This window comes from Corynebacterium sp. ES2775-CONJ (assembly GCF_024814515.1).
GTDB lineage: Bacteria > Actinomycetota > Actinomycetes > Mycobacteriales > Mycobacteriaceae > Corynebacterium.
Genome location: NZ_JANUXT010000003.1, coordinates 19,719 through 35,017 on the forward strand (window position 1 = coordinate 19,719; position 15,299 = coordinate 35,017).

The following is a 15,299-nucleotide window of genomic DNA, read 5'->3' on the forward strand; positions in this document are numbered from 1 at the left end:
AATTATAGGATACTGCTTAATTGATCTTTGGAGCCATCGTCTTCGGACCACGGGTCAAAGCGATCGGCCCTGAGGATATTAATTCTCGAACTCCGAAGGGCCTTAGGATCTCCAGAAAAGCCGCCAACTTATCCTCGGTACCTGTGGCCTCGATAACCACAGATTCGGGAGCCACGTCGATAATCCGAGCCCTGAAAATATTGGCTGCATCGACTACCTGCGGGCGATTTGAGGCATCTGCCGAGACCTTAACCAGCATTAGAGCACGGGCCACTGTCGATTCTGGATCCATGCGAACCACTTTGCGAACTGGCACGATCTTGTTGAGCTGTTTGGTGATCTGCTCAATAGCATTTTCATCCGCATCGAAGACGATGGTAATTCGTGTGAGCTGTGGCGTTTCGGTGGTGCCCGAGACGAAGGAACGCAAATTGAAGCCGCGACGTGAGAACATTGCGGACACTCGGGTCACCAGCCCATCAACGTCCTCTACCAAAGCGGACAGTATATGGCGGGAATTTTTAGGTTGATTATTCACGCTATCCCTCAGATCTTTTTCGTCATATCGTCGACGTCGGTGGGCGAAGCTTCGTCGAAAAGCGGACGTAGATCACGCGCGTATTGAATTTCGGAATTCGAGTGCCCCGCAGCGACCATGGGCCACACCTGCGCATCCTCTCCGACGATAAAATCTATAACCACCGGTCGGTCATTGATCTCGCGCGCTTTGTGAATCGCCTCAAGTGCCTCCGCCTCGGTGGCGGCTCTAAAAGCAGCGCAGCCCTGAGCCTCAGCCAGTCCTACAAAATCAGGTAGAAAATGATTACCCTTGCGCAGTTGGGTATGAGAGTAGTGTCCGTCGTAGAACAGTGTCTGCCACTGGCGCACCATGCCTAAGTTGCCGTTATTGATGAGGGCTACCTTAATGGGGAAGCCATTAGCTGAGGCCGTAGTGAGTTCCTGGTTGGTCATCTGGAAACATCCATCGCCGTCAACCGCCCATACTTCACGGTCGGGTGCTGCAGCTTTAGCGCCTACGGCCGCCGGAATCGCATAACCCATGGTTCCTAGCCCCCCGGAATTAAGCCAGTGACGAGGTCTTTCGAAGTCGATAAACTGCGCTGACCACATTTGGTGTTGACCTACTCCGGCACAGTAGATTGCCTCAGGTCCAACTATCGATGAGAGGGACTCAATCACGAATTGAGGTTCCAAAACTCCATCGGCGCTGTGCTCGTAGCCACGCGGGAACCTCTCTTTAAGATCGCTGAGATGATACGTCCACGCAGAAATATCAATCCCTTGGGGCAAAGTTCTATCAAACTCTTCCGCCAGCGCCACAAGTACCTCGCGGGCATCCCCAACTATGGGGATATCGGCCATTCTGATCTTGCCAATTTCGGCTGGGTCTATATCAGCGTGGATCACCTTAGCCTCCGGGGCAAAAGATGCAGTATCACCGGTTACGCGGTCATCGAAGCGGGTGCCGATAGCGATCAGCAAGTCGCTCTCTTGAAGCGCCCCCACAGCGGGAACTGTTCCATGCATGCCTGGCATACCCATATGCAAAGGATGTGAATCGGGAAATACGCCGAGCGCCATCAAAGTAGTCACGACTGGAATTCCAGTTTTTTCGGCAAAGATTTTCAGCTCGCGGGCGGCATCAGCCTTCACGACGCCGCCCCCAATATAGAGGGCCGGGCGGGTAGATTCTGCGATGAGCCTCACTGCTTGTTCGATGGGACGCGAATGAGGTTTGGTCACGGGGTGATACCCAACAAGTTCCAGACGCGGTGGCCAGTGGAATTCCATTTCCATCGCTTGGATATCTTTGGGAATATCTACGAGCACTGGTCCGGGGCGGCCCGTATTCGCTACATGAAAGGCCTCGGCGATAGCCCGCGGAATTTCGTCCGGAGAAGTAATCATAAAACTATGTTTGGTCACCGGTATCGTAATCGATCGAATATCGGCTTCCTGGAAGGCATCTGTTCCTAACATGGGGCGGGCCACTTGGCCTGTAATGGCGACGAGCGGAACAGAGTCGAGATAGGCATCTGCTATTGGGGTGACGAGATTGGTTGCACCTGGTCCGGACGTGGCAATACAGACGCCCACTTTTCCGGATACTTGTGCGTAGCCTGTCGCCGCGTGGCCAGCACCTTGCTCATGACGAACTAAAATATGCCGCAATTTCGTTGATTTATAGAGCGCGTCGTAGAGTGGCAAAACGGCCCCGCCGGGCAGACCGAAGACAATATCGGTGCCCAACATTTCCAGAGTCCGAACGACCGCGTCGGCGCCGGTCATTCGTTCTGGTTGTGCAGCTTTAGCACGCGAAGCAACCGTGGCGGGGCTCGGACGTGAGGGAGTTGTCACGACTTCTAACTCCTTGTTGGGGTCTAGAAATAAAGATATTCCTTCACTCCTGCCCATTATCCATGGTGTGATAATCGCAAAGAATGAAGCCAATGGCGGTCTGCCACCTAAAACACTAAAGCCCCCGTATTCCTAGCACTTGTGGTGCGTAGGTTTCGGGGGCGCTTTGGTTTCGACTTGAACTTTAGCAAGCCGCGACATCAAGCGCCGCGCCGTTCACTACTAGTACAAGTCGAATAATGTTCATAGTCACCAATCATACAATTCAACTAAGGGAATTGTCGAAAATATCGCTTTTTACCCCTCGCCACTACCCCATCCAGAGCTCTCCCAAAAACCAATCGGTGCAGGTAGAGGCTTATTCGCCCAAAAAATTCTGGAGCACCCCAAGTTAAGCTATCAGCAGTCATGACCAAGCAGTGAGGCGCTCGATCCGCACTATTCGCGAGACCACAGGGAAGACGATAACCTAGAAAGAATTATGCATATCAGTTATATTGCCCAGTCTCTATGGAACTGGTTTCTCGATCCTGGCATTCCTCTAGCCCTGCTTATCTTGTTAGCGCTCCTGGTGCCCCGCGCTGGACGCCTCGCCATGTATATCATTCGTAATAAGGTCGTGGATGAACAAGCGGATGAGCAGAAAACCCAACTCGCCTTCGCGGGAGTATTTGTTTATGCCGCTCAAATCTTGGCCTATTTCCTCATCTTTGTTGCAATATTGCAACAACTTGGATTTTCTCTCGCTTCCGCAGCTATTCCTGCAACGGCGGCCTCAGCCGCTATCGGCCTGGGTGCGCAATCCATCATCGCAGATTTTCTCGCAGGCTTTTTCATTCTCTCGGAGAAGCAGTACGGGGTTGGCGATTGGGTGATCTTTAAAGGGGGATCTGCCGACGCTATCGAGGGCACCGTCATTCAAATTACAATGCGATCGACTCGTATTCGAACCCTCGCAGAAGAGACGGTTATCATCCCGAATTCCAAAGCCGGGGTGAGCATCAATTGTTCCAATCACTGGTCTTCTGCCGTAGTTTCCATGCCCGTTCCCCTTCTCGGATCCCATTCGGTGGACGAAGCCGTCGAACGCGCTACTAGCGCTACACAGCGCGCCCTCGATGAGCCTAATATACGTGAGGTGGTTTTGGGCCCCCTTGCCGTACATCCCGCATTGGCGATCAATCCGCCTGCGAGCGTTGGCATGCCGTGGACCATGCAAATGCGCTTCCTTACTCAGGTCAAGCCGGGTTCTCAATGGATGGTAGAACGCGCAGTGCGAGTCAAAATTATCGAAGAGTTTTGGCACGAATACGGATCCGCTGCAACGATTGATGGACGCATCGTTTCAGAACTCGAAGATACCCAGACTCCTCATTCACTCGCGACGCAAGCTACCACCGTTGAGTACACCCCCCAAGAAGGAACTATGCATCCCAGCAGTGCGGAACGGCTAACTGAGCGTGGATTCCTCACCGATAACGATCCCGCTGTTACCGATCCTGCGCAAGAGGACGACGCAGAGCCGACCGCACACTCCTCGCAGCATATTTTTACCTTCGGCGGAAGGGTACGTCTGTCCACTGCTTTGATGTTGCTAGCGGGGATCATTCTGCTAGCTATTAAGGCCTTCACTCTCGAACCCGAGCCCACTGCAGAAACTCCAACGCTGTTACCGCAGAGTCAGATCCAGCCCGCCATTCCAAGTGAAACTGAACCAGAGGTGACTATTGTTCCTCAAGATACCCACGACGATACCCACGTAGCGGAACTCACGGAGGAGCCGGTTTCCATCCAGCCCACAGCGAACCCCGAAACTGAAGTGACAGTCGAACCTGAATCCACCACCCCCTTAGATAGCTCAGTGGAGCCTGAAACTACTTAAAGAATTAACCGTGATCTTGAGAATCCAATATCATCAATGAGTATGAGCGACCACAACCCCGACAGCCCCGAGACAATCTTTCGTGTCGATCGCGCCCATCTGCTCGCAGCGATCTTCATGGCAGCCCTAGCGCTGCTCATCTCAGGCGCTGCTTTTACATATCTCTTCTGGGTGCCATTCCTACCGCTGGTCATGATTTATTATGTGCTGAGGTCGCGCACCGTTATTACCACCGACGGGATTACCGCCTACTATGCATTCAAACGCCCAGCCACAATGCCATGGGCAGAATTCACCGGGCTCGGTTTTCAGGGCTCGCGCGCACTGGCATTTGGTTCGCGCAATAAGAAGATGAGGCTTCCTGGTATCAGCTTCAATTCCTTGCCCAAACTAGAAAAAGCCTCTTTTGGCCGGATTCCCGATGTTATCACTAAGGCTCACCAGGCGGCCGATGACCAGGTTGTCATCATAAACAAAGACGGCCACCAAGTCCTCATTTCTAAGGATGAGTACGATGCCCGTATTCATAGTGACACCGCTGACAACGATTAAGGATTGACTAGTATGTTTCCTCTGCGCTCTCGCGTAACCACGGTTGGCCGCAACGCATCTGGGGCACGCGCCCTATGGCGAGCTACCGGCACCAAGGAACAAGATTTTGACAAACCAATTGTGGCCATCGTCAATTCCTATACCCAATTTGTTCCAGGGCACGTGCATCTGAAAAATGTGGGCGATATCGTCGCTGAGGCTGTCCGCAAGGCGGGAGGTGTCCCCAAAGAATTTAATACCATTGCCGTCGATGACGGTATCGCGATGGGTCACGGGGGCATGCTCTACTCCCTACCTTCTCGCGAGATTATTGCTGATTCTGTGGAATATATGTGCAATGCCCATACCGCCGATGCGATGGTGTGCATCTCCAACTGCGATAAAATTACCCCCGGCATGCTCAACGCCGCCCTCCGTTTGAATATTCCAGCGGTCTTCGTCTCTGGTGGCCCCATGGAAGCCGGAAAAGTTGTGTCCATTGACGGGGTCGCTCACGCCCCCACTGATCTCATCACAGCAATCACGGCCTCTGCCAATGAGGCAATCTCCGATGCTGAATTGCGCACAATCGAAGACCTCGCCTGTCCCACCTGTGGTTCCTGTTCAGGAATGTTCACCGCGAATTCCATGAATTGTCTCACCGAGGCATTGGGACTATCCCTGCCCGGTAATGGCACCACCTTGGCCACCCATACCGCTCGGAAGCAGCTTTTTGAACAAGCCGGCCATATGATCGTCGATCTGTGTCAGCGTTACTACGGCGAGGAAGATGAATCAGTGCTGCCACGCTCGATCGCGACTAAAGAGGCCTTTAGCAATGCCTTAGCTCTCGATATGGCCATGGGCGGGTCCACCAATACGATCCTGCACACTCTAGCGGCAGCTCAAGAAGGCGAGGTGGACTTCGATCTCAGCGATATTTCGGAACTCTCCCATAAAATTCCTTGTATTTCCAAAGTTGCGCCTAATGGGCACTACCATATCGAAGACGTCCATCGCGCTGGAGGGATTCCAGCAATCTTGGGTGAATTACGACGCGCCGGGCTCCTTCATGAGCAGGTACACACAGTGGCTTATGACACCTTAGACGGCTGGCTTAACGATTGGGATATCCGCGGCGGCAAAGCCCTCGATCGGGCCGAAGAACTCTTCCACGCCGCCCCCGGCGGCATGCGCACCACAGAACCGTTTAGCCAATCGACGCGGTGGGAAAGCCTAGATACCGACCAAAAAGATGGTTGCATCCACAGCATCGACCATGCTTACTCCGAAAACGGCGGACTCGTCATTTTGCGTGGCAACTTGTCCCCTGACGGTTCGGTTTTGAAAACCGCCGGCGTCGACGCCGAATTATGGGAATTTTCCGGGCCGGCACGGGTGTGCGAATCCCAGGAAGAAGCTGTGTCTATTATTCTCAAACGAGAGGTGCAGCCCGGAGAAGTAGTTGTCATTCGCTATGAAGGCCCAGCCGGGGGCCCTGGCATGCAAGAGATGCTCCACCCCACCTCTTTTCTTAAAGGAGCAGGTCTTGGCAAAGCGTGTGCTCTTATCACAGACGGACGCTTCTCCGGTGGGACCTCTGGTCTATCCATCGGCCATATCTCCCCTGAGGCCGCTCACGGCGGGCTCATCGGTCTCATAGAGAACGGAGATATGATCAGCATCTCAGTGAAAAACCGCGAACTCAATCTACTCGTCGACGCCGACGAGATCGAAAGACGTCGCCAGGCACAAGGGGTCCGCAACAAACCGTGGACGCCAGTCAACCGCCAACGCACAGTATCGAAGGCATTGCGGGCCTACGCAAAAATGGCTACATCCGCTGACAAGGGTGCCGTCCGCGAAGTATAGGAAGAAGAATCTCAATGACTTTGCTGCGGCGCTTCAGGCCGCTGCTCACGGTAGTAGCTTGTGTGGTCTCCGCACTCATTATGGTGCTTCAGATCGCAGACCCTCACGGGCATATAGATATGATCATTTATCGTCAGGGAGCACAAGCCTACATGGACGGAGCCAGTCTCTACCAGGCAGGATTTCCCGCCTACGATCTTACCTTGCCGTTTATCTACCCGCCCTTTGCAGCACTTCTCCTTAGTCCGTTCGCCCTCCTCTCAGAGCAGCACGCTGGCTACTTGATGATTGCTCTATCGGGGCTTCTCCTAGCGCTCTGCCTATGGTATTTAGGGCGCTATCTTTTCTCGTCTCCCTCTGCCGCATTACTTTTTACAGCCACAGGGTGGGGATTCGGGCTGCTTCTGGAACCTGTTGTGCAGAATGCCAAATTTGGGCAAATCAATATGTGGCTTCTCGCCTTGGTTTTTCTTGATATTGTGCCGCGCAAGCGAAAGATACCACGAGGGTGGTTGATAGGAATCGCCGCTGCCATCAAAATCACCCCAGCAGTCATGGTGCTCTACCTGGTGCTCCGCAAAGATCTCAAGGGCATTGGGATGTTTATCTTAGGAGCTGTGGGAGCCACGGCCATTGGTGCTCTTCATAATACCAAGGAAACTGTTGATTTCTTTGGCCGTGCCATCTTTGTTATGAATGATAATTCACGCATTGGTGTGAATATCGGCTATATCTCCAACCAATCAATCAAGGGTGTCCTCACACGGTTGTGGCCAAGTTCCGAGGCAGCCCACAATGCCAGTGACACCATTCAGGTACTCTGGCTGATCCTAGCGGTACTAGTGACCGTCATTTTCGCCGTAGTTATGCTCCGACTGCTGCGATCTGGCCTGGATTTCGAGGCAGCATTAGTCAATACAGCCCTCATGCTGCTAGTCTCCCCTATTTCCTGGTCACATCACTGGGTGTGGTGGCCTATATGGATAGCGGTTCTCGGCTACTATGCACTGCGTTTGCGTGCCCGTACATTGGTGGTTCTATTGGGAGCTATGAGCTTTTTTATGATGACCACTCCACCTCATTGGTGGCTCGGTGATCCCCAAGGTGATCAGGACTTTGAGCAGATTTTACTGCTTAAACTGTGGATGGATGATTATTTCTTTTGGACTCTTTTCCTCATCCTCCCACTGCTAAAGACGAACGTAAAAGGCGCTGCAGTCTCACCTGCAGCGCCTGGAGTTCGGACTTAGTTAAAAGGGTTCGTGGCCGCCCCGAACCACCACAACGCGGCGGCCGCACCAAGGCCTACTATCACAAAGACCCAGCTCGAAGCTAGAGGCCGTTTCGACCACGAACGACCGGCGTCGAAAGAGTAACGGCCAGGACCTGTGAATTGCACAACGAGAGCGATCGCGCTCAAAAATGCACCAAACCACAGCGTCTCAGTAGCCGTATTAAAGGTGAGGCTGTCTTGGATATTGATGGTGTGCAAGGCCATGAAGGAGGTTGATATGATCGCCAGCGCCGCAGCTACTGGGCTCAGGAGTCCAAAGAGCAAGAATATGCCGGCAGTAAGCTCAATCGTAGGAAGTGCGATGCTAAGAATATCGCCATAAGGATAGGCAGCAAATTCGGCGGATAGCTCACTGATACCCTCCGACGAACCGATGCGGAAAAAGACGATGAGAGCGTGACTGATGAGGTAGAGGCTAAAGAAGATACGCAAAAGGAGCAGTCCAAAGTCAAGAGTTCCACGCTTAACTTCCTTTTCCACGATCACCTCATCTCGAACCACAAAGTCTGCAGGAACACCTGCTGGCGCTGGTTCTGTTAGAGGAGCAGGTTGGGCAAGCTGCACAGCGGCAAGGTGCTGAGTGGCATCTGTACCCATAGCACCGTCGTCATAGGCACTGATAGGTGCATCAGAGGCGAGGCGATCACTCACTTCAAAAATTTCGGCCTGCTGGGTGGCAGCCGCCGGAGTGCGCACGGGATGATCCAGTGCATCCTCGGCGTGCATATCAGGCACCTCGCCTAGCACTGGTTCAGGGCTAGGGTTAATGCTAGGGCTGTGAGGGGGGATATCCTGTGGGGCCGCCCGTCCGGCGCGCGCATAAATATCTGTAGGCTCAGCAGCGGTGGGCGGCGTATTAGGATCAAAGGTTGGAATATCTGAGTCGAGCTCGGTGGCTCGATCGGGTGTATTATTCTCGCTCATACTTTATCAATGTAGGCGAGAACGCCGTCGAATAGGGCAACGGCACGCAGGAAAACTAGCAGCGATGCAGAGCTTTTTCCAAGGCTCCGCGCTCCGCTGTTGTGACCGCGAGATCATATGTGTGCTTGATCTGCACCTGCTTACGAGCATACTCGCAGTGAAATTCCTCGTTAGGTGGCATCCAGCTCGCCGCAGACTGTGCGCTCTTCGAGGAGTTCTCAGACTGCGTGGTGGCAAGGAGGTTAATAGGATCATTAGCAAAAGCGAGACGACGTTGATTATCCCACCGATAAGCTCCGGCATACCACGCGTCACCGAGGGCAACCACATGATCGATGGGAACGAGGGCACTGGTTTTCTGACCTCGCTGGAAATCAACGCGCTTCCCGGTATAAGGATCGATGAACCAGCCACTTTTCACCTTACATGTCTCGACCTTATTCTTCCGCTTCGAAGGAACAAAGACCACATCATTAAGGTCGCGCGCAAGAATATCATTTCGAGTATCGCAGCTATTGCCACTCAAATCGACGTCCATAGCATCGTCACTCCACGCCTTACCAAAAGCGCCTCGATCGTATGCGGGTGCATTCTTATCGAAGACGCGAGTCGGTAGCTCCGCAAGCCAAGCCAAAGATTGCTGGTCGCCAGTTACCGCTGGAGGCACCTCGCCTGCACCCTCTGGTCCTTCGGGTGCCACGTCGGGGAGCTGTTCGTCTTCCGCTGATTCTCCAGGTACAGCGTCGAGGTCCTCCTCCTGCTGAGGAGAGCTACCAGTGTCAGGGTTTTCCTCAGTTGTCGGGGTCACAGCCGAAGTCACTGCTGGAGGTTGAGTGCTCGATCCCGAATTACTTCCTAATACAACGCCCACAATGAGCGATACCGTCGTGATAATTCCAATTACTAAACTAATAAGCTGCGCCATATCAAGGCCAAAAGGTCGTGCATTTTTCACGGTCGGTACCGTATCACAACCGTCCGAAAATGTGCTCATAGAGTCTGTGCTGCACCAACTACCGCTTGGGTCAGGCGCTCTAGCGAGGTCGATTCCAGACGCCAGCTCTGCCAAAACAGGGGTACCGCCTGGACCTTTTCATCGAGGAGTATAATCTCTCCGCTCTCAAGAAGGGGGCTAGCCTCATGAATAGGTAGCATTGACCATCCCAGACCCACTCTCGTAGCTTCGATAAAAGCTTCGGCAGAAGGGATCTGGGATATGCGTCGGTGGCGCGAGCGCCCTTTGAGGTCATCAATTTGCAAGGTGTCCCGGGGACCAAAACGCAACGTTGGCATCGCAGCCCAATCTAGTTCGCCTTGGATTGTATAGCGGTGCGCGAGGCGGGGATGGGCAACGGGCACATAGCGCATGGTTCCCAATGCCACAGACTCACATCCGGGGACCGGATTCTTTTCTCGCGTCACTGCACCCAAAACATCCCCCCTACGCAGCAAGTTTAGCGAATGCGATTCGTCTTCGATGAGTAGCCTTAATGTGGCATTCTCCCACCGAGCCACCTCAGCCAACACAGGTTTAAACCAGGTGGACAGTGAATCCGCATTAACGACGACGCTCAGCGGAATACCCGCAATTCTTCCCTTTAATTCTGCGAGAGTCTCCGCCTCCAGAAGCGCCATCTTGCGAGCGGACTGCACCAAAATTTCTCCAGCAGCGGTGGCAGTCACCGGGCTCGTACGACGTAAGAGAACCCGACCGGCGAATTTCTCCAAACTCTTGATGCGTTGGCTAACCGCTGAAGGGCTAATGCCTAGGGCTGCGGCGGCATCTTCGAAACTACCCTCGTCGATAATGCTGAGCAATGTGTGCAGGTGAGTGGGGTTCATGAAGCTATTCTAAACTATGTTTAAGGTATGTAATTTTACTTAAGGATTCGCTCAATCTAATTTCATTGAGTATGAGCATTGTTATCGCTGGATTCCTCCTGGGAATCTCCATTATCGTGGCCATTGGTCCTCAGAACGCACTCATTATCCGACAGGGCATCAAACGCGAAGCTGTTGGAGCTGTTGTGGCCGTCTGTCTCATCAGTGATATCTTGCTCATCTTCGGTGGCACCGCAGGAGTGGGCGCCATAATCGAGCGGGCTCCAATTATTCTCACCATTTTGAAGTATGCGGGCGCAAGCTACCTCGCCTGGTTTGGGCTGAGCTGTTTTAGGGATGCTTTCAAACCTAAAGGCGGATCTATGGTCATAGAGCAATCCTCCCCTACTGCTCCCGTTGACGGTGCCAGCGGTTCCGGGGGCGTTCAGGTTAAGGTGCGACCACAGCAACGCACTCGGACATGGACGAAGCCCGTTCTCGCGGCGCTTGCGTTTACATGGCTGAATCCAGCTGCCTATATCGATGCACTCATCATGCTGGGCGGAATGGCAAACCAGTATGGAACGTCTGGTCGCTGGTATTTCGCTACAGGTGCCCTCATCGCCTCAGTTGTGTGGTTTCCTCTCATAGGCTTCGGGTCCAGCTACTTCTCCCATATCTTAGCCAAGCCCTCATCCTGGCGTATTATTAACGCTGCCATCGGCTGCATTATGGCCGTCATGTGTGTGCGCTTACTCATGCACTAACTGAACGTGTGCTCTAACCGAAACCAACAAGAGGGATCTAGCCGGAGCTAGATCCCCCTCTTTTTTAAGAGTTGAGCTTTTTCGCAATGAGCTGGTTCACGTGACCTGGATCGGCCTTGCCGCGTGTTGCCTTCATCACTTGACCAACAATGGCTCCGACAACTTTCTTATTGCCGGCTCTATATTTCTCCACGATATCTGGATTGGCTGCTAAGGCCTCATCTACTGCCTTTTCGATCGCACCATCATCGCGGACTACCTCCAAGCCTCGGGCCTTAATAACTTCAGCCACACTGCCCTCCCCGGCGACGACCCCGTCAACTGCCTGGCGGGCCAACTTATTGGTAAGCGTTCCCTGCTTAACCATGGACACCACCTCAGCAACCTGCTGAGGGGTGATAGCGAGGTCCTCGAGTTCCACACCGCGCTCCTTGGCTTTTTGCGCCAGATAAGAAACCCACCAAGAACGAGCCTCGTCAGCAGTGGTTCCGGCTTCTACGGTTGCGATGATGACGTCGATGGCACCAGCGTTCACGAGATCGCGCATTTCAGCGTCGGAGAGATTCCACTCCTTCTGAATACGTGCCTTCCTCACCCACGGCAGCTCCGGCAGGGTGGCGCGGATCTCCTCGACCCATTCTCGGGGGGCAATAACCGGCGGCAAGTCGGGATCATTGAAATACCGATAGTCCTCGGCGGTTTCCTTGATACGGCCGGAGGTCGTCGACCCGTCGGTTTCCTGATAGTGGCGCGTTTCTTGGATAATCTCACCTCCGTTCTCGATCACTGCTGCTTGACGCATCATCTCGAAGCGCACAGCCTGCTCAACGGATTTGAGAGAGTTAATATTCTTTGTCTCTGTACGGGTGCCAAATTCCTCAGCTCCGATCCGATTGAGCGAGAGATTCGAATCAACGCGCATAGATCCTTGATCCATTCGCGCATCAGATACACCCAGAGCCTTGACCAAATCTCGAAGCGCAGACACATATGCTTTTGCTACTTCTGGGGCTCTCTCACCAGCACCAACGATGGGCTTTGTCACTATCTCTATAAGTGGAATCCCTGCGCGGTTGCAATCCACCAACGACGAGGTGGCTCCGTGGATGCGGCCATCGGCCCCACCGATATGAGTCAACTTGCCAGTATCTTCCTCCATATGTGCCCGTTCAATGTCAATCCGCCACGGCGTACCGTCATCGAGAACCACATCGAGATAGCCATCGTAAGCAATTGGCTCGTCGTACTGCGAGATCTGATAATTTTTGGGCTGATCAGGATAGAAATAATTCTTGCGAGCGAAGCGCGAAGATTCAGCGATGGAGCAGTTGAGGGCGAGGCCGATCTTAATAGCCCACTCGACTCCCTGAGCATTTACAACGGGAAGCGCACCAGGCAGACCGAGTGAAACGGGATCAACATTGGAATTGGGTTCTGAACCGAAATGAGCCGAGGATGTGGAGAACATTTTGGTTTCAGTTGCCAATTCAACGTGGACTTCCATGCCCATCACTGGCTCAAATTTTTCCAGGACCTCGTCGTAATCCATCAGTTCATCAAAGGCTGTAGTCATAATTCACCATTCTATACTGTCTCCTCCGAGATACCGATACCCACTGAGAAGCCAGATAATCGGGACTCCGTGCGCCGTTGCATCACCATCGTGGGGGTGGTGTGTCCTGTGCACCCGATACTCTCATCCATATGAGCATAGTTAGCCAGGCATCAGCCACTAATATTTTAAGAAGAATTACCGGAGATGATGACCATCATCTCCACCCTGACCAATGGGATGCGATAGATGCCCTTGTCAACGGCCATCAACGGCTCTTGGTGGTCCAACGGACCGGATGGGGAAAATCAGCCGTTTATTTCATAGCTGCTCAACTCCTCCGCGATGCAGGGGGTGGCCCCGCTGTGATTATCTCCCCGTTATTAGCTTTGATGCGCAACCAGATCGAAGCGGCCCAGCGCGCTGGCATTCAGGCAGTGACTCTCAATAGTGCAAATATCGACGAATGGGGCACGATCGCTTCCCGTCTAAGGGATGGGGACATCGATATTCTCCTCGTGTCCCCCGAGCGGCTGAATAATCTTAATTTCCGCGAAGAGCTCCTGCCTCGACTGGCAACACAGTTGTCACTTCTTGTCATCGATGAGGCGCACTGTATTTCAGATTGGGGACATGATTTCCGCCCTGACTATCGCCGCATTAAGGACCTGATTCCCACTCTGAATCCGGCAACCCCAGTGCTTGCCACTACTGCTACCGCAAATAACAGAGTAGTCGGCGATATCAGTGCTCAATTAGGGGAAGAAACCACGATCATGCGTGGATCTCTCGCCCGGCGTTCGCTATATCTCAATGTGCTCCACCTACCCGATTCGTCCCAACGAGCGGCGTGGATTGCTACTCATATACAAGATCTATCTGGTTCCGGCATCGTTTATTGCTTGACTATTGCGGCAGCCGAAGAGCTCGGCCACTATCTTCGTTCCATGGGTTATCAGGCGGCTACCTATACAGGGCGCACTGAGGCTGCAGAGCGGGAACTCTATGAGCAACAACTTCTCAACAACGAACTGAAAGTACTCGTTGCCACATCCGCCTTGGGCATGGGCTTTGACAAACCTGACCTCGGCTTTGTCATACACTACGGAGCGCCCTCCTCACCTATTAGCTACTATCAGCACATTGGACGAGCAGGCCGCAATAACGATCAAGCCAGTATTATTCTTCTACCCGGAACTGAGGATCAGGCAATTTGGGAATACTTCGCCAAATCGAGCCTGCCCGATGCTTCCGCCGTCGAGCCTCTTATGCAGGCCCTCTCCCAAGCAGATACCCCTCTCACCGTGGCCCGCCTGGAGAATTCTGTCAACCTAAGCCGCGGGCGAATTGAGCAAACCCTGAAAATCCTCAGCGTTGACCACTTCGTAGAGAAAACCCGCAGCGGATGGATAAGAACCAGCAAACCCTTTACTCTTGACCTCCACAAGAACCAGGCTCTCAAAGAAACACGCGCAAAGGAGGCACAGGCGATGTTGGACTATATCGAAACGTCGTGGTGTCGCGAGCTTTATTTACGCAAGCAACTCGATGATATGACCGCTACGGAACCGTGCGGTCGGTGCGACAATTGCCGCAACACCTACCTCGACCCACATATCGACACAGCGAGTCTCGAGGCCCTGCGTGCAGCGGCCGCTCAGAGCGGCGTCGATATAAGCGTCCGAAAGAGGTGGCCTGCTGGTGTAACCCAGAAAGGACCAATTTTAGGAATTGCAGGGATCAAAGCTCTCGATCGACTCTCCTCCCTCACGCACGGAACACTATTACGTCAAATCCTCCACGACAAAGCGTGGCCCTTCGCTGCCCGGTGGCAGGACGACCCACTCCTCGCCCTATCCGTCAGTGTCTTACAGGATTGGGAGTGGGAATATCGCCCGCGCTGTGTGGTCGTCTTAGAAAATCCGCATCCAGACATAACAACATTGCTCCACCAGTATGCGCAGTGCCTAGCAGATATTGGCAATATAAATTTCAGCGGTGTACTAAAGCTCCATGAGGGGGCCCGAGACGTCGACGCACATAATTCCACCTACCGCGTGAGAGCACTCACCAAGAGATGGAACTGCGACTCTCTCGGTGAGGTCATCGGTCCTGTATTACTCATCAGTGATGTTGTGGACACGTCGTGGAGTGTCACTGTCGCGGCTTCGGAGCTGCACGAGCACTACGGTGTCCAGGTCCTCGGTCTCGTGCTTGCAACCCACTATTAGAAAAAGCCTGCGACCACAGAGGCCGCAGGCTTTTTCTTTTACTATT

Annotated in this window: 12 protein-coding genes; 6 read left to right on the forward strand and 6 right to left on the reverse strand. The window is 53.3% G+C overall.

The features are described from left to right. Window positions 1-16 precede the first annotated feature (16 nt). Both ilvN and NXT01_RS04120 read right to left on the reverse strand, forming a co-directional pair. Window positions 17-538, reverse strand: a complete 522-nt coding sequence (ilvN, locus tag NXT01_RS04115; RefSeq protein WP_259077854.1) for an acetolactate synthase small subunit — start codon at window positions 536-538, stop codon at window positions 17-19. Between the two features lie 8 nt (window positions 539-546). Beyond that, entirely contained in the window at window positions 547-2,436 is a 1,890-nt protein-coding gene (locus tag NXT01_RS04120) for an acetolactate synthase large subunit (RefSeq protein ID WP_259077864.1), read from the reverse strand. A 424-nt stretch (window positions 2,437-2,860) separates the two neighbouring features. Between NXT01_RS04120 and NXT01_RS04125 the strand changes: the two genes are divergently transcribed. From NXT01_RS04125 to NXT01_RS04140, 4 genes are read left to right on the forward strand one after another with little or no spacing between them, the layout of a single operon-like run. Then, on the forward strand, window positions 2,861-4,261 hold the full coding sequence (locus tag NXT01_RS04125; protein WP_259077883.1) for a mechanosensitive ion channel domain-containing protein: 1,401 nt from the start codon (window positions 2,861-2,863) through the stop codon (window positions 4,259-4,261). 36 nt (window positions 4,262-4,297) lie between these two features. Beyond that, window positions 4,298-4,813 carry a PH domain-containing protein gene (locus NXT01_RS04130; RefSeq protein WP_259077885.1) on the forward strand — a complete coding sequence of 172 codons (516 nt, stop codon included), beginning with the start codon at window positions 4,298-4,300 and terminating at the stop codon, window positions 4,811-4,813. A 12-nt stretch (window positions 4,814-4,825) separates the two neighbouring features. Beyond that, a complete protein-coding gene (ilvD, locus tag NXT01_RS04135) occupies window positions 4,826-6,664 on the forward strand; it encodes a dihydroxy-acid dehydratase (protein WP_259077887.1) in 1,839 nt (612 codons plus the stop codon). A gap of 14 nt (window positions 6,665-6,678) precedes the next feature. Beyond that, the gene (locus NXT01_RS04140) at window positions 6,679-7,914 is read left to right on the forward strand and encodes a glycosyltransferase 87 family protein (protein WP_259077900.1); all 1,236 of its coding nucleotides are present in this window, start codon (window positions 6,679-6,681) and stop codon (window positions 7,912-7,914) included. On the opposite strand, the gene NXT01_RS04145 is transcribed toward NXT01_RS04140, so the two are convergent. The 3 genes from NXT01_RS04145 to NXT01_RS04155 are packed head-to-tail and all read right to left on the reverse strand — an operon-like array spanning window position 7,911 to window position 10,724. Next, window positions 7,911-8,882, reverse strand: a complete 972-nt coding sequence (locus tag NXT01_RS04145) for a DoxX family protein (protein ID WP_259077903.1) — start codon at window positions 8,880-8,882, stop codon at window positions 7,911-7,913. The genes NXT01_RS04140 and NXT01_RS04145 overlap by 4 nt on opposite strands. A 55-nt stretch (window positions 8,883-8,937) precedes the next feature. Beyond that, entirely contained in the window at window positions 8,938-9,876 is a 939-nt protein-coding gene (locus tag NXT01_RS04150) for an HNH endonuclease family protein (protein WP_259077905.1), read from the reverse strand. Beyond that, a complete protein-coding gene (locus NXT01_RS04155; protein ID WP_259077907.1) occupies window positions 9,873-10,724 on the reverse strand; it encodes a LysR family transcriptional regulator ArgP in 852 nt (283 codons plus the stop codon). Before NXT01_RS04155 ends, NXT01_RS04150 begins: the two co-directional genes overlap by 4 nt. 71 nt (window positions 10,725-10,795) lie before the next feature. Between NXT01_RS04155 and NXT01_RS04160 the strand changes: the two genes are divergently transcribed. After that, the gene (locus NXT01_RS04160) at window positions 10,796-11,470 is read left to right on the forward strand and encodes a LysE/ArgO family amino acid transporter (protein WP_259077908.1); all 675 of its coding nucleotides are present in this window, start codon (window positions 10,796-10,798) and stop codon (window positions 11,468-11,470) included. 64 nt (window positions 11,471-11,534) lie between these two features. Here the strand turns inward: NXT01_RS04160 and gatB are convergent, their stop codons facing one another. Then, window positions 11,535-13,043 (reverse strand): Asp-tRNA(Asn)/Glu-tRNA(Gln) amidotransferase subunit GatB, encoded by a 1,509-nt coding sequence (gene gatB, locus NXT01_RS04165; protein WP_259077911.1) that lies wholly within the window; start codon window positions 13,041-13,043, stop codon window positions 11,535-11,537. 131 nt (window positions 13,044-13,174) lie between these two features. Here gatB and NXT01_RS04170 point away from each other — a divergent pair, with 131 nt between their 5' ends. Further along, window positions 13,175-15,253, forward strand: a complete 2,079-nt coding sequence (locus NXT01_RS04170; protein WP_259077913.1) for an ATP-dependent DNA helicase RecQ — start codon at window positions 13,175-13,177, stop codon at window positions 15,251-15,253. Window positions 15,254-15,299: the final 46 nt, after the last annotated feature.